Source organism: Nocardia sp. NPDC055050 (genome assembly GCF_053608345.1).
Genome location: NZ_JBSGVG010000018.1, coordinates 80,217 through 96,337, shown reverse-complemented (window position 1 = coordinate 96,337; position 16,121 = coordinate 80,217). Strand labels below are relative to the sequence as shown.

Here is a 16,121-nt window from a genome sequence, read left to right as displayed (position 1 = left end):
ATGCACGACTATGCAAGCTCATTCATGAGCGGGTGTGACCGACTTCGCCTCCGACGACCCGATCAGGCGTGCGACCAGCGGAAACACCAGAACGGTCGTCGCGCCCGCCGCGACCAGGATCGAGGCGACCTCGGCGGTCAGCAAGCCCGTTTGGGTGGCCACCTGGGTCACCGCGACGATGATCGGCAGGCCCGTCGCGGCAAAGAGCGCCAATTCGACGCGTTCCCGTGCGGTTGGCAGGGTGTCCGCGCGCGGCACGAACCGCTCACTCAGCCAGACGGGCAACCCGCGGGCGATCGCGATGGTGACCACGAACCACAACCACAGTGCCGGATTCCGGCCGACCGCCGCCACATCGATGCCCATGCCCGACACCACGAAGAACACCGGGATCAGCAACCCGTACCCGATGGCCTCGAGCGAGGAGTCCACATCCGGATGCCCCGCCGCGATGAGCCGCCGCAGAATCATGCCCGCGGCGAACGCGCCGAGAACCACGTCCAGATCGAAGACCTCGGCGACCACCATCAGCACCAACAGCAGCAGCACCACCCCGCGCACGGGCAGCTGCGACGTGCCACCGCCCAGCTTGGCCAGCCCGGCGCCCAGATCCGGCATGCGATCGAACATCCGCACCGGCACGAATCCGACCACCACGGCCGCCACCACGAACATCACGACGACCACCACCGCGCTGCCCGCATCGCGACTGGTGAGCAGCACCGACATCGCCACGATGGGCCCCAGCTCGCCCACCGCGCCGTGCGTCATCACCGCCCGGCCCAGCCGCGAGTCGAGGATTCCCGCCTGCTTCAGAATCGGCAGCAGGGTGCCGAGCGCGGTGGAGGTCAACGCGATCGCGACCGCGATGCGGGTGCCGTTGGAGGTGTCCGTCGCCACCATGACGATCACGAACGCGAACAGCAGACACACGATCCACACCACCCACGCCGTCCGCCCGGAGCGGCCGCGCAGCAACCGCGGATCGAGCTCGTAGCCCGCCAGCAGGAACAGCATCCCCAGGCCCAACTCGCTGACCAGGTCGACCCCGCCCGCGCTGCTCGCCCACCCGAGCACGTGCGGTCCGACCACCGCTCCGGCCACCAGCAGGATCACCACATCCGGCAGATACCCGCGCACCAGCCGCGACAGCAGCGGTGCGACCACCGCGATGAGCGCGATCCAGAACAGCGAGACGATCGGCGAGGGATCGCCGACACCCTCGGAAGCGAGCAGATCCATGCAGGTCATCGTGGCACAGCGGCATGCCCGATCCCCGAAACCGCGCGCGGGCGATCGGTCACACCACCGCGCGCGCAGGGATGACTCAGTGCTTGCGGACGACGGTTTCGCCCGCGCCCGGTTTCCAGACGGTGATGTCGAGGTGGTCGTCGTTGGTTTCGACGGTGGAGGCGCCGGTGAGGTCGGCGACGTAGAAATGGTCGAATTTCTCGCCGCGGATGTCGAAACCGCTGTCGTCGAAGAGCTTTTGGGCGAAGCGGGCGTGGACGGTTTCGTCCTTCAGGTCGGTGACGGTGCCGAAGAGTTTCGCGTCGCCGTCGGAGACCATGGTGTCGACGGTGGCGGTGTGCAGGCAGAAGCGTGGGTCACGCGCGAGATCGTCGAATTTTCGGGTATCGGGCATGCCGGCCAGGACCAGCATGTCTTCGAAGACCATCGGCTCGATCGGGCTGATGCGTGGCGATCCGTCGGCGCGCAGGGTGCCGAGCATGCACAGTTTGCCGGTGGCCTGGTGTCTGCGCTGGAACAAGGCCGCGATGCTCGGTGCTTCTTCGGTGAACTGGCTCCACGTGGTCATATCTCGTACGGTACGACCCAACCTTGACATCTTGTGTCAGGTTTCGCGGCTAGTCTCCGAATATGCGAGCGAGCAGGTTGGTGCAGTTGCTGCTGCTGTTACAAGCGGGCGGCGGCGCGACCGCGAGCGAGTTGGCACGCGAGCTCGAGGTGTCGGTACGCACGGTGTATCGGGACGTGGAAGCACTCTCGGCGGCAGGAGTTCCGGTGTACAGCGAGCCGGGGCGCGGCGGCGGTGTCCGGCTGATCGACGGCTACCGCACCCGGCTCACCGGCCTCACCTCCGACGAAGCCGACGCCGTCCTGCTCGCCGGCCTCCCCGGCGCCGCCGCCGACCTCGGCCTGGGGACCGTGCTGGCCACCGCCCAGCTGAAAATGCTCGCCGCCCTGCCACCGGAACTCCGCGGCCGGGCGACCCGCATCGCCGAACGGGTCCACATCGACATGCCCGGCTGGTTCCAGCGCCCCGACGACACCCCCACCCTGGCCACGGTGGCCGACGCCCTCTGGCACGACCGCCGCCTCGCGATCACCTACCGCCGCCGCGATCGCACGGTGGAACGGACCCTCGACCCACTCGGCCTGGTCATGAAGGCAGGCACCTGGTATCTGATCGCCCGCGAACACACCGACATCCGCTCGTACCGGGCGAGCCGCATCGCCACCGCCGTCCACACCGGCGAATCATTCATCCGCCCAGCGCCTTTCGATCTGGCCGAGCACTGGCAGTCCGCCTCCGAGGAGTTCGCCCGATCCATGCTGCGCGTAAGCGCACACTGCCGGATCTCCATCGACCACCTGAGCCTGCTGCGCCTCATGAACGACCCCGCCGCCGTCCGCGAAGCCCTCGCCTCGACGGGCACCCCCGACGCGGACGGCTGGGCCGACATCACCATCCCCGCCGAGTCCTACGAAGTCCTGGCCCACGCCCTGCTCCCCCTCGGTGCACACATCGAAGTCCTCACCCCACCCGAGCTCCGCGCGAGCATGACCGCCATCGCCGCAGCCATGCTCGCCCGCTACCGGCGACCGACGGCGACCTAGGCACCCGAGCACCGCGAAACCTACGCCGACGTCGAGGTGCCCGGCCGGCTGAACTCGACGCAGTCAGGGCACTCGTCGACGATCGGGTGAGTACAGCGCAGCACGTGACCGAGGAAGTCGATGGTTCGGGTGAGGTCGTCGACGTGCGCTCGCAGTTCGGCTTGCTTGTCGGCGAAGAGCGCTACCCGCCGGGCCCTCGACCTCGTATCGAAAAGATCTTTGATCTGCGCCAGGGACAGCCCCGCTCGTTGACAGAGCTGGACGAGGCGGGCCTGAACGATCAGTGCGCCGTTGTAGATCCGTTGCCCGCCGGGCGCGCGGGGCGGAACCAGGACACCGGCGTCCTCCCAGTGGCGCAGGACATGAGCGGCGACGCCCAATTCGGCGGCGGCGTCACCGATGCGGCGCAGCCCGTCGGCATGCGGCATATTCACCCCTTTACTTCAGGTCGACCTGAAGTTTTAGCGTACTTCGCATGGGACACAACGACAATCGGACTCCATTGATCGACTCGATCGCGACACCGGACTTGTGGCGCTGTTGCCGATCCGTGGGATCGGCGGTGACGGGCGCTCTGCGGCCACGACAACCCGACCGCAGGTTCCTGGCCTCGTTGCCCGATCACGACCTACCACGCGGCACAACGACGGTCGAGCTGACAGTTCTGGCGCAGAACGCCAAGAGTGTGCCGACGGCAGCGATCGTCGAAGGCATGTTCGCCCCGCGACGGATCGATTCCGCGATGACGGCTTTCGTGGTCCGGCATCCGAAGGCGACCTTTCTCGTGGACCCGGGCATCTGCGTCGACGTCCACGACCGGGCGGTGGTGGAACTCCCCCGGATATTGCGGCTCGCGGTGACGCCTCCGAAGGACGTACTCGACATCCGCGAGTCACTGCATCGCAGTGGAATCGAGGCGAACGCCCTCGACTTCGCGCTGCCGACACATCTGCACTGGGACCATATCGCCGGCCTGCTCGATCTCCCCGGGCTGGCACTGCGCCTGCATCGACCGGAGCACGCGTGGGCGATGGAGGGTCCGGTGGCGCCGGTCGGCGGCGTGCGGCGAGCCGTTCGCGAACGACCTCTCGATGTCTACGATCTGGACGGTCCACCCGTTCTCACCTTCGCCCACAGCCACGATCTCTTCGGGGACGGCGCGGTGGTCCTCGTCGACCTGTCCGGCCACACCCCGGGCAGCATCGGTGTGCTCTTACGCACCGAACACGGTCCGGTCCTGCTCGCGGGGGACGCGATCTGGCACAACCTCCAGACCGAGGAGCTACGGCAGAAGTCCGGCTATCCCGGCATGCTGGCCGACAACAACCGCACCGAGACCTGGCGTACTGTCCACCGGCTGCACGCGATCCGCGGCGCGGTTCGCATCATTCCCAGTCACGACCATCGGGCGGCGTGCGCGTGGCACGAGGACTCGCGAGCACTGCGGTCGAGGCAGCTGTGACCTCACGACTTCCAGTCGAGAATCTCTGCCATGGAACGCAACTGGGTCGAGGTGGGGGTCAGGCGTAGGGCCGTGTTGCGGAGGGTGACCAGGGGGCGCGCGGACAGCTGGGCGATGGTGCCGATCCGGGCGGAGCGGGCGGTGATCATCTGGGTTCGGGGGCGGCGCTCTCGGTCGTAGCGGGCGAGGCCGTCCGGCTCGCCCGCCGAGCGGGCCAGGATCACCGCGTCTTCCAGGGCCTGGCAGCCGCCCTGGCCGAGGTTCGGCGTCATCGCGTGGGCGGCGTCGCCGAGGAGGGCGATGCGGCCGGCGGTGAAGGTCGGTAGCGCCGGTAGGTCATAGATGTCGTTGTGCAGCACCGTGTTCTGGTCCGCGGCGGCGAGGAGGGCCGGGATCGGGTGGTGCCAGTTGTCGAAGCGGTCGCGCACTTCGGCGAGGCTGCCGGGGGCGTTCTCGGGGGCGTCGTAGACGGCGAAGCAGTAGACGCGACCGTCCGCGAGCGGGGCCATGCCGAACCGTGCGCCGCGACCCCAGGTTTCACCGAATTCGGTGAGCGGCTCGTCGATGTCGACCACCGCGCGCCAGGCGGTGTAGCCGGCGTAGCGTGGCGCGACTTCGCCGCACACCGCACGCCGGACGACGCTGCGAATGCCGTCGGCACCCACGACCAGGTCGGCGGAGGAGGTGCCCGAGGAGTGCACGACCGCGCCGTCGGTCGTCGCCTCGCGCACCGAGATCCCGGTGCGCACAATCCCTTCCGGAAGCGCCGCGCGCAGAATGTCCAGCAGCCGGGCGCGGTGGATCACGACCGGCGCACCGAATCGCTCGCGCAGGGTCGCCACATCGGTGCGTGCGAGCCATCGCCCACGGTCGTCCCTGATTCCGGCCGACACCTCCGCCAGACCCTGCGCACGGACCGTGTCACCCACACCGAGGGCATCCAGCGCCCGTAAGGCATTGGACCACAGGGAAATCCCGGATCCCACGTCGGCGATTTCCGGCGCCCGTTCCAGTACCTGAACCGACCACCCCTTCCGAACGAGCGCGAGCGCCGCGGCCGTTCCGCCGATTCCGCCACCGACGACGATTGCTGTGGACATCGCACACTCCCTCGTTTCGAGTACGACACGAACGGCGTCCGCACGCAGGCGCGCTCGGCGCTGTTCGGCGAGTCGCAGACGACGCCCATTCTTGCCGAGTCGGTGCATCGTGGGCACCAGCGGCTGCGCGCCCGGCAGGTCCCGACTTCGTCCGGGCCGGTCGCGGATCCGTGCTCGGCCCAACACGAAGCCGGGCTGCCCCGTGGGGACAGCCCGGCTTCGCGGTAGGTGTCAGACGATCGAGAACAACAGGGCCGCGACCGCGAAACTGACCACCGACAGAATGGTTTCGAGAACCGTCCAGGTCTGCAGTGTCTGCTTCACCGTCATGTTGAAGTACTTCGCGATGATCCAGAAGCCGCCGTCGTTGACGTGGCTGAGGATGATCGAGCCCGCCGCGATCGCCATGGCGATCAGCGCGATCGACATCTGCGAGTAGCCCTGCTCGGCCACCAGCGGCGCGACGATGCCGCCGGTGGTGACGATGGCGACCGTGGCCGAACCCTGGGCGATGCGCAGTCCGCAGCTGATCAGGTAGGCGAGCACGATGATCGGCAGTCCCGCCGCCGACATCGTATCGGCCAGGGCCGTGCCGATGCCGGTGGCCGAGATGACCTTGCCGAAGAAGGCGCCTGCGCCGACCACCAGCAACACCATGCCGACCGGCTTGAGCGACTCGGCGGTGATGGTGCTCAGTTCCTGCACCGTCGAGCCGCGCCGGATCCCGAGGAGATAGAACGCGACGAGCACGGTGATGAGCAGCGCGACCGCCGGGGTGCCGAAGAAGGTGAGCACCTGCAGCAGCGTCGAATCCTTGTCCAGCAGCTGGTAGCCGAATGTGGCGCCCAGGATCAAGACCAGCGGGATCGCGATGATGCCGCCGATCAGCGCGACCGAGGGCGGCGATTTCGTGAGCACCGCGGTCCCACCCGAACCGTCGGCCTGCTCGGGCTCGGGCTCGGGCTCGGGCTCCAACGGAACGAACTCCTCGGGCACCGACACCTGCACGCGCTTACCGATATAGCTGCCCCACACGATGCCCGCGGCGATGAAACCCGGAATGCCACAGACGAAGCCCATGAGAATCAGCCAGCCCAGGCTCACCCCGAGCAGCCCACCGAGCGCGACGGGGCCGGGGTGCGGCGGCAGGAAGGCGTGTGTCATCGACAGACCGGCGAGCATCGGCATGGCGTAGAGGACCAGCGATCGCCCGCCGCGCTTGGCCGCGACATAGACCAGTGGCGCGAGCACGAAGATGCCGATGTCGAAGAACACCGGGATGCCGAAGATGAGCCCGAGCAGGCCCATCGCGACCGGAGCGCCCTTCTCGCCGAACATCTTCAGCAGTTTGTCGGTGAGAACATCGGCGCCACCGGATCTTTCGAGGATCGCGCCGAGCACGGTTCCCAGACCGATGATCACCGCGATGTGACCGAGGATGCCACCGAAGCCTGTTTCCAGCAGTGACTCACCGGCTTTCAGCGGTGTGCCGACGATCTGGGAGATCGGCAGCCCGGCGGCCAGCGCCAGCAGGAGTCCGGTCAGCAGCAGCGCGACGAACGGCTCCAGTTTGACCTTGATGATGGCGATGAGTAGGACAGCGATCGCGAGACCGCACAGCACCAGCAACCCGGGGGTGGTGGTGCGCAACCAGTCGATGGTGGCGCCCATGGAAAACCTCTCAATCCAGCGAATGAACGAAATGCGCGGCTTTGGAGCCGATGTGGGACCAGCGCGCGGCCTCGACGTCGGCCGGGGCGACCACTTCGGTGCCCGCGGTAACGGCGATCGCGCCCGCTCGGAGGAAATCGCGGGCGTTGTGGGAATTGACGCCGCCGGAGGGGATCAGGAACATGTGCGGGAACGGCCCGAGCAGATCCTTGAAGTACTGCGGGCCGAGCGCGCGAGCCGGGAAGATCTTCACCGCCGCCGCCCCCAGCTCCGCCGCGGCGAGCACCTCCGACGGCGTGAACGCGCCCATGATCACCGGAATCGTGTGTGCCGCTGCCACTTCGGCGACCTCGGGGCGCAGCGCGGGCGTCACCAGGAAGCGGGCGCCGACCTCGATGGCCGCTTCGGCCTGCGCACGGGTGGTGACGGTGCCGACCCCGATCACGGCGTCGGTGACCGCGCTCGCCTTGCTGATCGCGTCGAGCACACCGAGAGTGGTGAAGGTCAGTTCGACCGCGCGAAGACCGGCGCCGGCGAGCGCTTCGGCCAGCGCGACCGGGTCTGGGATATCGGGGGCGCGGACCACTGCGAGGGCGCGATCCGCGCGGATCACGTCCATGGCCTCCGACGACGAGCTCAGCAACGGGTTCATCGGGTTTCCTCCTTCGTGGGGTCCAGGCGCAGGGAGCGACCGGCACGCACGCCGGTCGCGGTGCCGTTCTCCAGCGCGAATTCACCGTTGACCAGTACGTGCTGGATGCCACGGGCCTGCTGCTGGGGATGCTCGAATGTCGCCGTGTCGTGGATCGTCGCCGGATCGAAGACGACCAGGTCGGCGGCATAACCGGGCCGGACGAGGCCGCGTTCGGCCAGGCGGAGCCGGGCGGCCGGGCGGCCGGTGAGGTGATGCACGCAGTCCTCGAGATCGAGCACACCCAGTTCCCGGACATAGCGCGACAGATAGCGCGGGAAGGTGCCCCAGGCGCGCGGGTGCGGTCGGGCGCCGACGAGCAGTCCGTCGCTGCCGCCCATGTGGCCGGGGTCGACCATGATGGCGCGCACGTTCTCCTCGTGGCCGACGTGCTGCAGGATCGTCGTGGCGAGCTGGTCGCGGCGCAGCAGGTCGAAGAACACCTCCGCCGGGGCGGTGCCGCGCTCGGTCGCGAGCTCGGTGATGGTGCGGCCCACCGTGTCCGCGAGCGCGTCGTCGCCGACGCCGCTGATCTGGATGGTCTCCCATTCGACGGTGACGCCGTGGCAGCCGTCGGAGCCGTTGACGTCGACATCTTCGGTGATCCTGGCGCGCTCGGCCGGATCGTCGAGCCGAGCGAGTGCGGCGTCGGGACCGCCCGACATCGCCCAGCTGGGCAGCAGTGCGGACAGGGTGGTCGAGCCGGGCAGATAGGGGTAGGTGTCGAGGGTGATGTCGCAGCCGTCGGCGCGAGCCGCGGCGAGCATCGCGAGGAATTCCGGTGCGCGGCCGCGGTTCACGCCGAAGTTCATGGTGGCGTGGGTCAGGTGCAGCGCGCAGCCGGTCGCTGTCGCCAGGCCGATCATCTCCGCGTAGGCCTCGAGCGCGCCCGCGCCGTAGGAGCGGGTATGCGGTGCGTAGAAGCCGCCGTAGGACGCGACCACCGAGCACAACGCGGCGAGTTCGCCGGTGTCGGCATACATTCCGGGTGTGTAGGTGAGACCGCTGGACATGCCGACCGCGCCCTGGTCGAACCCCTCGGCCAGCAGCGCGCACATCCGGTCGATCTCGGCGGCGGTGGCGACCCGCTGCTCGCTGCCGACCACGAGCATGCGCAGCGTGCCCTGGGGGACGAGGTAGGCGGCGTTGGGCGTGATGCCCTGATCGAGGCGGTCCAGGTATTGCGCGACGGTGCGCCAGCTGAAGTCGAAGTCCCCCGGGTTACCGTTCCAGCCCGCGATCTGCTTGCGTACCACCGCGAGTGCGGCATCGTCGATCGGCGCGTAGGACAGCCCGTCCTGGCCGATCACCTCGGTGGTGACGCCCTGGGTGATCTTCGGGAAGTGATCGGGATGGGTGAGCAGGTAGAGGTCCGAATGCGCGTGCATGTCGATGAATCCGGGCGCGAGAACCGAACCAGGCTGCACCGGAACGACTCTCGCGCCGGAGTCGACGGTGCCGGGTGGCGCGATGTCGGCGATGCGGCCGTCGCGGACCAGCACATCGCCCCTGGTGCGTGGGGCGCCGGTGCCGTCGACGATGTCGATGTCACGAAAGAGCAGGTGCGTCATGGTCATCCGTCAGAAGTAGGTGCGGATCAGATCGATCACGCGCGGATCGGGCGCGTCGACGCTGTCGATCACCGGGATCAGGCGCCACTTGTCGAATGCGGTGCACGGGTGTGAGAGACCCAGGCGCACGACGGAGCCAACCGGAAGGTCGGCCGCGTCGGCGCCGGGCAACCGCAGGAAGGTGTGCTGATCGTTGAGCGCGGTGACCACCGCGTTCGGTGGAAGAGTGCCGCCGACCACCAGTTGGGGCACCGGCAGACCCTCGTCGAAGGGGAAATCGCGTTTGCCGCCGTCGAGCAGGGCCAGCTCCGGTTCGGGCCGCGAGACCACCCTGGCCCAACCGTGCATGGCGGACCGGAGGCCGGGCTCCTTCGCGGGCGCGGCGAGCGGGGAGATTCCCGCGTAGAAGCCGTCGTCGTGGACAACGTAAGCGCCACTGCGCAGAACCACTGTGGTCGGCACACCGCGCACACCCTCGGGGTCGGCCAGTCCGGCGAGTTCCTCGACCACGAGCTCGGGGTAGGCGCTGCCGCCCGCGGTAACCACCGCCGGGCCCGAATAGGCGCCTGCCGCAACGAGTTCGGTGTGCAGCGCGGCCAGTTCGCGCAAATAGCCGCGCACCGCCGCGACACCCTCGACGCTGCGATCGTGAGCCAGCGCGCCCTCGTAGCCCGCGACTCCGGCCAGGCTCAACCGTTCGCTCGCACCGATGGCGGCGGCGACCGCGTGCGCCTGGGCCCGGGTGCGGGCACCGGTGCGGCCGTGCGGTCCCCCCAGCTCGACCAGCACGCGCACCCGCGAACCCCCGGCGGTCTCGCGCAGGATCTTGTCCATCAGTTCGACGGTGGCGACGCCGTCGGCCCAGCAGTACAACTCGAAGTCGGCGTCGCGTGCGGATTCCGCTGCGGCTCGAGCCAACCCGACCGGGTCGAGCAGGGTATTGGCGAGCATGATCCGGCCGACACCGAACGAGCGCGCGAGCTGCGCCTGCCACGCGGTGGCCACGGTGATCCCCCACGATCCGGCCACGAGCTGCTCGCGCCACAGCTGCGGCGCCATCGTCGTCTTGCCGTGCGGGGCGAGCGCGACGCCCGCCGTGGCGGTCCACTCGGCCATGAGGTCGCGGTTCGCGTCGAGCCTGCCGCGGTCGAGGGTGAGCAACGGCGTCTGCCACTGGTCGAGTCGCGGTGCGCCGGCGAGATATTCGCGCACGGCGCTGCCCCACGCCGCGGGCGGCGCGCTCTTGTCGTGGGGTCCGAGCAACTCGTCGGCGAGGGCGTCCACGACGTCGTTGTCGATGATCACAGCATCCCTTTCTGTCGACCGAGCCCGGGATGGCGGCTCGATCAGTCATATCGAACAAACGTTGCACAGTATGCAACGGTGGTTGCGCTGAATGTTTCTGCTCGTTATTGTGCATCTCGAAGGCAGTGACCGCAAGCACGAAAGGGCGAACAAGGTGACCCAGGCAACATCCACTCCGCCCAGGGCGGTCACTGTCGGCGAGGGGCTGGCCGTGCTGATCGCGGGCGCGGGCCCCCTGGAACTGTCCGCGCGGTTCGATCGGGGCGCGGGCGGCGCGGAGGCCAATGTGGCCGTGGTGCTCGCCCAGCTCGACGTGTCGGCGGCCTGGCTGTCGCGGGTCGGCGACGACGGATTCGGGCGATATCTGGTCGCCGAGCTCAGCGCGCAGGGCGTGGATGTCGCGGCGGTCGCGGTCGACCCGATGCGGCCCACCGGCCTGTACGTCAAGGAACGCGGTGCGGGCTCCGGCCTGGCCAACGATCTGGACGCCGATGCCAGCCGCATGCACTACTACCGCACGGGTTCGGCTGCCAGCGCACTGTCGCCCGCCGATCTCACGGACCGGGCGGGGTTGCTCGAGGGCGCCGATCTCGTGCACTTCACCGGCATCACCTCGGCGCTGTCGGAATCGGCGACCGAACTCACCCGCGCGCTGCTCGCCAGGCCGCGTCGCGCGCTGGTCAGCTTCGACCTGAATTACCGTCCGGCAGTGTGGGGTTCGCGCGTCGACGAGGCCACCGACGAACTCGCCGCGCATCTTCGCGGCGCCGATGTGGCGTTCCTCGGCGCCGACGAGGCCGAGGAGATCTTCGGCACCGGCGAACCGGCCGCCCTGCGCGCGTTGTTTCCCGAACCCGCCCAGCTGATCGTCAAGAACGACAAGCACACCGTCACGGGATTCGACGGCGATTCCTCGATCGAGGTGCCCGCGTTGACACTGGAGATCACCGAGCGCATCGGCGCCGGCGACGCCTTCGCCGGCGGTTATCTCGCCGCCCTGCTGCACGGCGCCGACCTGCGCACCCGGCTTCGATACGGCCATCTGTGCGCGGCGGCAGCGCTGACCGCGACCGGCGATTCGGCGAAACTGCCACCGCCCCAAGATATTCAGCGCCTCGCGCTGCTTCCTGACGATATCTGGGCCACGCTGCGCTATCCGGCGGCACTGGATGAAACGATCAGCGCATGAGTCAAAGCGTGTCGCGGGCCCTGTCCATTCTCATCGCCCTCGGCGAGAACTCGCAGTCCCTCGACGAGTTGGCTGTCCGGCTCGGCGTCCACAAGTCGACGGTGCTGCGCATACTGCAGACCATGCAGGCCGATCGGTTCGTCGTGCGCGACAACGCGCACCGATACTCGCTCGGCACCCGCATGTTCGAATTGGCCAGTCGCGCACTGGAGAACCGTGACGTGCGCACCGTAGCCCGCCGGCATCTGAGTGCGCTGGGCGCGGCCACCGGGCAGACCGTACACCTGGCGGCCTACGAATCGGGCGACGCCGTCTACATCGACAAGGTCGACGCCGAGCAGGCGGTGCGGATGTACTCGCGGATCGGCAGGCCCGCGCCCCTGCACTGCACCGCGGTCGGCAAGGTGCTCGTCGCCGCGCTGCCACGCAGCGAATGGGCGGCAGTGGCAGCCCGATTGGACTACCACCCCTTCACCACCCGTACCCTGCGCACCCCCGAGCAGTACCTGGCCGAACTGAAACTCGTTGCCGCGCAGGGCTTCGCCGAGGACCACGAAGAACACGAGAGCTTCGTCAACTGCGTCGGCGTCGGCGTCCGCGACGGCATCGGCGCCGTCGTCGCCGCCGTGTCGGTCTCCGTTCCCGACGTGCTGCTCGACCATGACCAAGTGCTGGCACTGTTGCCGCAGCTCAGGGCGACGGCCGACGCCATCTCCACCGAACTCGGCTGGGACCCCCGCCGAGACGTCACCGCGAGGAAAGGCTGAACCCATGTCCGACAAGACCGCCGTGCGCACCTCCGACGCCCCGGCACCCGCCCACACCTTCTCCCAGGGTGTGCGCAAGGGCCCGTTCGTCCAGGTGTCCGGCCAGGGACCCGTGGACCCCGAGACCAACGAGTACCTGCATCAGGGCGATGTCGCCGCCCAGACCACGCGCACCCTGATGAACGTCAAGGCGATCATCGACGCGTCCGGCGCCACCTTCGACGATGTGATGATGCTGCGTGTCTACCTCACCAAGCGCGAGGACTTCGCGATCATGAACGAGGCGTACGGCGAGTTCGTCACGAAACACACCAGCAACGGCGTGCTGCCCTCGCGCACCACCGTTTTCACCGGCCTGCCGCGCGCGGAGATGCTGGTCGAGATCGACGCGATCGCCGTCGTAACCGGCTGAGCCACCGCGAATCCCGCCATGTCGTGGACGCCGTCGGCGCATCGTGTTGAGATGGGGTCGCCCCCGCACGGGGGTGTTCACCCCGTTCTACCCGAGGATCAGCCTATGTTCGCCAAGATCGCCCGCCCGCTCGCCGTCGCCGCCCTTGCCCTGTCCGTGACCGGGATCGGCGCCGCAACCGCATCGGCCGCCCCCGCACAGCCGGTCGTCGGCTCGGTGTCGATCTGCACCGGCATCCCGGTCGGGCCCTTCACCATCAGCGTCTGCCTGTAGCCGCTACCCCGAGTTGCCGCTACCCCGAGTTGCGCAGCGCGGTGGCCAGGCCGTTCATGGTGAGCAGGATGCCCCGCTTCACCAGTTCGGAATCGTCACCGCCGCGCAGCCGGGCCAGCAGGTCGACCTGGAGCTGGTTCAGCGGCTCCAGGTAGGGGAAGCGGTTGTGGATCGACTCGGCCAGCGACGGGTTGTCGCTGAGGAGTTCGGCGTGGCCGGTGACCGCGAGGTACATGCGGACGGTGCGGGCGTGTTCGTCGGCGATCATGGCGAAGATCTTCGCGCGCAGTGTTTCGTCGGTGACGAGCTCGGCGTAGCGGGCGGCGATGTCGAGGTCGCTCTTGGCCATCACCTGGGCCAGGTTCGACAGCACGGTATTGAAGAACGGCCACCGCTGGTAGAGGTCGGTGAGACGCGCGAGGCGGGCCGGATCGTCGCCGACCCAGTCTTCGAGCGCGGTACCGGTCCCGTACCAGCCGGGCAGCATGACCCTGGCCTGGCTCCAGGCCATCACCCAGGGGATCGCGCGCAGGTCCGAGACCGAATTGGTGGGTTTACGGGAGGCGGGGCGGCTGCCGATATTGAGGTCGCCGACCTCGGCGACCGGGGTGGATTCGCGGAAGTACTCGACGAAGCCGGGGGTGTCGTGCACCAGGTTCGCGTAGGCGGCGCGAGCGCGGGCGGCGAGGTCGTCGAGGAGTTCGTAGGCCGGTTCGGCGTCGTCGCCGAGACCTTCCACGTCCAGTAGCGTCGACTCCAGGGTGCCCGCGATCAGCGACTCCAGATTGCGGTGTGCCGCACCGGATTCGGAGTACTTCGCGGCGATCACCTCACCCTGTTCGGTCAGTCGCAGCGAACCACGCACAGCGCCCGCGGGCTGCGCCAGGATGGCGTCGTAGCTGCGGCCACCGCCGCGACCGACGGTGCCGCCGCGACCGTGGAACAGCCGCAACCGGATACCCGACTTCCTGGCCACCTCCACCAGGTCCAGTTCCGCGCGGTAGAGCGCCCAGTTCGCGGCGAGATATCCGCCGTCCTTGTTGGAATCGGAGTAGCCGAGCATCACCTCCTGGCGCATGCCCGCCGCCTCGACCAGCTCGCGATAGACCGGAACCTCCAGCACCGCGGCCAGCGTCGACGCACCGGCGCTGAGGTCCTCGATGGTTTCGAACAGTGGAACGATGCCGACGGGACAGCTCGGCGCGGTGTCGGCGGTGCCCGGATCGAGAATGCCGGATTCCTTCAGCAGCAACGCCGCTTCGAGCATGTCACTGACCGAGGTGCACATGCTGATGATGTAGTTCGGGACGGCGGCGGCACCGAAGGTATCGATGACCTCCTTGGCGGCGCCCAGGACCCCGAGTTCCTTGGCGGCGAGTTCGCTCAGCTGCGCGTTCGGCCCGAGAAGTGGTCGGCGCGTGCGCAATTCCGCGGCGAGCAGCTCCACCCGCTGGGCTTCGGACAGGCTCGGATAGTCGGGATGCACGCCCGACCACGCCAGCAGTTCGGTGACCACCTGCTCGTGGACCTCGGAGTTCTGGCGCATGTCCAGGCCCTGCAGGTGGAAACCGAAGGTCTCGATGGCGTGGCGCAGCGCGGCGAGACGGTCGTCGGCGAGCAGTCCGTCGCCGCTGGCGCGCATGGACTCGTCGATCGCGTCGAGGTCGTCGAGGACCGATTGCGGTGTCGGATACGGCGCGGCGCCGGTGTCTAGGCCGTGTTCGGGCAGTTCACCGAGCGCGAGCTCGGCAGTGGCACTGAGCCGGGCCCGAATCGCGTGCAGCGCACGGCGATACGGCTCGTCGGCGAACAGGCCGGGGTCGGGGTAGCCCGCTGCCGCGAGTTCCGCGACCCGGGGTGTCACCTGCACCAGGCGGGCCGATTGCGACAGGGTCTTCTCGAGTTCGACCAGCTCGTCCAGATAGCGGCCGAAGGCGTAGGCGGCGGCCTGCTCGGCGGCGGTGTGCACGACTTCGGCTGTCACGAACGGGTTTCCGTCACGGTCGCCGCCGATCCACGAGCCGGGGCGCAGGATCGGGCGCGGCAGGAGGTCTTCGGCGGGCCAGCGCGTCCGCAGCGCCGCGCGCACCTGCGCGTTGATCGCGGGGATCACGTCGTAGAGGGTCAGGTCGTAGTAGCGCAGACCGACGGAGATCTCGTCCTGGATCCGCAAGCGCGCCAACCGGATCAGCGCCGTGCGCCACAGGGTGAGCACTTCGCGGCGGATCCGCTGTTCGGATTCGTCGAGGCCGGGCTCGCCGGGTTCGAGGCGCCGGCGCAGGCGCATCAGCTCGGTGATCTTGGACTGCACGTCGAAGACGGTGCGCCTGCGGGTTTCGGTCGGATGCGCCGTGATCACCGGGGAGACGAGCGCGTCGGTGAGCAGGTCGGCCACCACGGTGCCGTCCAGGCCGGCCGCGTCGAGTTTGTCGTAGGTGGCGGCCAGGGAGGAGTCCTGGGGCGGCTCGCCCGCCGCCACGTGCACGGCGCGGCGTCGATCACGCTGGATGTCCTCGGCCAGGTTGGCCAGCAGCACGAAGTAGCTGAACGCCCGGATCAGCGGGATCGCGACCTCGGTGGGGGTGCCGTCGAGCATGTCGGCGACGGCGCTGCGCTCGACCTCCTCGCGGCGCACCCGGAACGCCTCGATGCGGACGCGCTCGATCAGGTCGAACACCTCGGGACCTTCGTGGTCGCGGATGGTGTCGCCCAGGATGCCGCCGAGGAAGCGGATGTCCTCGCGCAGCGGCCGGGTAGCTTCGGGTTCCATCTCGATTCGCGATTCGCCCATGGTCGAACAGTATTGCCGCCGGGCCGC

The 16,121-nt window shown here is 68.7% G+C and carries 15 protein-coding genes; 6 read left to right on the top strand and 9 right to left on the bottom strand.

Annotated elements, in window-relative coordinates; translation table 11 throughout:
* Window positions 1-18 precede the first annotated feature (18 nt).
* Complete coding sequence (locus ACWGCN_RS20140) at window positions 19-1,242, bottom strand: cation:proton antiporter (RefSeq protein WP_452458678.1); 1,224 nt, start codon at window positions 1,240-1,242, stop codon at window positions 19-21.
* Between the two features lie 85 nt (window positions 1,243-1,327).
* Window positions 1,328-1,819 (bottom strand): pyridoxamine 5'-phosphate oxidase family protein, encoded by a 492-nt coding sequence (locus ACWGCN_RS20135; protein WP_378994209.1) that lies wholly within the window; start codon window positions 1,817-1,819, stop codon window positions 1,328-1,330.
* A 62-nt stretch (window positions 1,820-1,881) separates the two neighbouring features.
* Between ACWGCN_RS20135 and ACWGCN_RS20130 the strand changes: the two genes are divergently transcribed.
* Complete coding sequence (locus tag ACWGCN_RS20130; protein WP_452458677.1) at window positions 1,882-2,862, top strand: helix-turn-helix transcriptional regulator; 981 nt, start codon at window positions 1,882-1,884, stop codon at window positions 2,860-2,862.
* 20 nt (window positions 2,863-2,882) lie between these two features.
* Here the strand turns inward: ACWGCN_RS20130 and ACWGCN_RS20125 are convergent, their stop codons facing one another.
* The gene (locus tag ACWGCN_RS20125; protein ID WP_387448159.1) at window positions 2,883-3,290 is read right to left on the bottom strand and encodes a MerR family transcriptional regulator; all 408 of its coding nucleotides are present in this window, start codon (window positions 3,288-3,290) and stop codon (window positions 2,883-2,885) included.
* A gap of 134 nt (window positions 3,291-3,424) precedes the next feature.
* Here ACWGCN_RS20125 and ACWGCN_RS20120 point away from each other — a divergent pair, with 134 nt between their 5' ends.
* Window positions 3,425-4,324: an MBL fold metallo-hydrolase gene (locus ACWGCN_RS20120; protein ID WP_452458676.1), complete on the top strand. Its 900-nt coding sequence runs from the start codon at window positions 3,425-3,427 to the stop codon at window positions 4,322-4,324.
* Window positions 4,325-4,326: 2 nt separating this feature from the next.
* Here the strand turns inward: ACWGCN_RS20120 and ACWGCN_RS20115 are convergent, their stop codons facing one another.
* From ACWGCN_RS20115 to ACWGCN_RS20095, 5 genes are all read right to left on the bottom strand, one after another.
* On the bottom strand, window positions 4,327-5,424 hold the full coding sequence (locus ACWGCN_RS20115; RefSeq protein WP_452458675.1) for an FAD-dependent monooxygenase: 1,098 nt from the start codon (window positions 5,422-5,424) through the stop codon (window positions 4,327-4,329).
* Between the two features lie 231 nt (window positions 5,425-5,655).
* Window positions 5,656-7,095, bottom strand: coding sequence for a GntP family permease (locus ACWGCN_RS20110; protein ID WP_378994199.1), 1,440 nt, complete (start codon window positions 7,093-7,095; stop codon window positions 5,656-5,658).
* A 10-nt stretch (window positions 7,096-7,105) separates the two neighbouring features.
* Window positions 7,106-7,747, bottom strand: a complete 642-nt coding sequence (locus ACWGCN_RS20105; protein WP_452459530.1) for a bifunctional 4-hydroxy-2-oxoglutarate aldolase/2-dehydro-3-deoxy-phosphogluconate aldolase — start codon at window positions 7,745-7,747, stop codon at window positions 7,106-7,108.
* Window positions 7,744-9,357: an N-acyl-D-amino-acid deacylase family protein gene (locus tag ACWGCN_RS20100; protein ID WP_452459529.1), complete on the bottom strand. Its 1,614-nt coding sequence runs from the start codon at window positions 9,355-9,357 to the stop codon at window positions 7,744-7,746. The genes ACWGCN_RS20105 and ACWGCN_RS20100 overlap by 4 nt, the downstream gene beginning before the upstream one ends.
* Window positions 9,358-9,366: 9 nt before the next feature.
* On the bottom strand, window positions 9,367-10,659 hold the full coding sequence (locus tag ACWGCN_RS20095; RefSeq protein WP_452459531.1) for an amino acid deaminase: 1,293 nt from the start codon (window positions 10,657-10,659) through the stop codon (window positions 9,367-9,369).
* Between the two features lie 157 nt (window positions 10,660-10,816).
* On the opposite strand from ACWGCN_RS20095, the gene ACWGCN_RS20090 reads away from it, so the two are divergent.
* From ACWGCN_RS20090 to ACWGCN_RS20075, 4 genes are all read left to right on the top strand, one after another.
* Window positions 10,817-11,851, top strand: coding sequence for a sugar kinase (locus ACWGCN_RS20090; RefSeq protein WP_452459528.1), 1,035 nt, complete (start codon window positions 10,817-10,819; stop codon window positions 11,849-11,851).
* Window positions 11,848-12,618 carry an IclR family transcriptional regulator gene (locus ACWGCN_RS20085; RefSeq protein WP_452453663.1) on the top strand — a complete coding sequence of 257 codons (771 nt, stop codon included), beginning with the start codon at window positions 11,848-11,850 and terminating at the stop codon, window positions 12,616-12,618. The genes ACWGCN_RS20090 and ACWGCN_RS20085 overlap by 4 nt, the downstream gene beginning before the upstream one ends.
* A 4-nt stretch (window positions 12,619-12,622) precedes the next feature.
* Window positions 12,623-13,030, top strand: a complete 408-nt coding sequence (locus ACWGCN_RS20080) for a RidA family protein (protein WP_378994188.1) — start codon at window positions 12,623-12,625, stop codon at window positions 13,028-13,030.
* A 105-nt stretch (window positions 13,031-13,135) separates the two neighbouring features.
* Window positions 13,136-13,303, top strand: a complete 168-nt coding sequence (locus ACWGCN_RS20075; protein ID WP_378994186.1) for a hypothetical protein — start codon at window positions 13,136-13,138, stop codon at window positions 13,301-13,303.
* 19 nt (window positions 13,304-13,322) lie between these two features.
* Here ACWGCN_RS20075 and ppc read toward each other — a convergent pair whose 3' ends face one another.
* Window positions 13,323-16,094, bottom strand: coding sequence for a phosphoenolpyruvate carboxylase (gene ppc / locus ACWGCN_RS20070; protein WP_387448141.1), 2,772 nt, complete (start codon window positions 16,092-16,094; stop codon window positions 13,323-13,325).
* Window positions 16,095-16,121: the final 27 nt, after the last annotated feature.

Excerpts from the sequence above, each read along its gene's own strand:
- ACWGCN_RS20140 (WP_452458678.1), bottom strand. The coding sequence starts at position 1,242 with ATGGATCTGCTCGCTTCCGAGGGTGTCGGCGATCCCTCGCCGATCGTC.
- ACWGCN_RS20135 (WP_378994209.1), bottom strand. The coding sequence starts at position 1,819 with ATGACCACGTGGAGCCAGTTCACCGAAGAAGCACCGAGCATCGCGGCC.
- ACWGCN_RS20130 (WP_452458677.1), top strand. The coding sequence starts at position 1,882 with ATGCGAGCGAGCAGGTTGGTGCAGTTGCTGCTGCTGTTACAAGCGGGC.
- ACWGCN_RS20125 (WP_387448159.1), bottom strand. The coding sequence starts at position 3,290 with ATGCCGCATGCCGACGGGCTGCGCCGCATCGGTGACGCCGCCGCCGAA.
- ACWGCN_RS20115 (WP_452458675.1), bottom strand. The coding sequence starts at position 5,424 with ATGTCCACAGCAATCGTCGTCGGTGGCGGAATCGGCGGAACGGCCGCG.
- ACWGCN_RS20110 (WP_378994199.1), bottom strand. The coding sequence starts at position 7,095 with ATGGGCGCCACCATCGACTGGTTGCGCACCACCACCCCCGGGTTGCTG.
- ACWGCN_RS20105 (WP_452459530.1), bottom strand. The coding sequence starts at position 7,747 with ATGAACCCGTTGCTGAGCTCGTCGTCGGAGGCCATGGACGTGATCCGC.
- ACWGCN_RS20100 (WP_452459529.1), bottom strand. The coding sequence starts at position 9,357 with ATGACGCACCTGCTCTTTCGTGACATCGACATCGTCGACGGCACCGGC.
- ACWGCN_RS20085 (WP_452453663.1), top strand. The coding sequence starts at position 11,848 with ATGAGTCAAAGCGTGTCGCGGGCCCTGTCCATTCTCATCGCCCTCGGC.
- ACWGCN_RS20080 (WP_378994188.1), top strand. The coding sequence starts at position 12,623 with ATGTCCGACAAGACCGCCGTGCGCACCTCCGACGCCCCGGCACCCGCC.
- ACWGCN_RS20075 (WP_378994186.1), top strand. The coding sequence starts at position 13,136 with ATGTTCGCCAAGATCGCCCGCCCGCTCGCCGTCGCCGCCCTTGCCCTG.
- ppc (WP_387448141.1), bottom strand. The coding sequence starts at position 16,094 with ATGGGCGAATCGCGAATCGAGATGGAACCCGAAGCTACCCGGCCGCTG.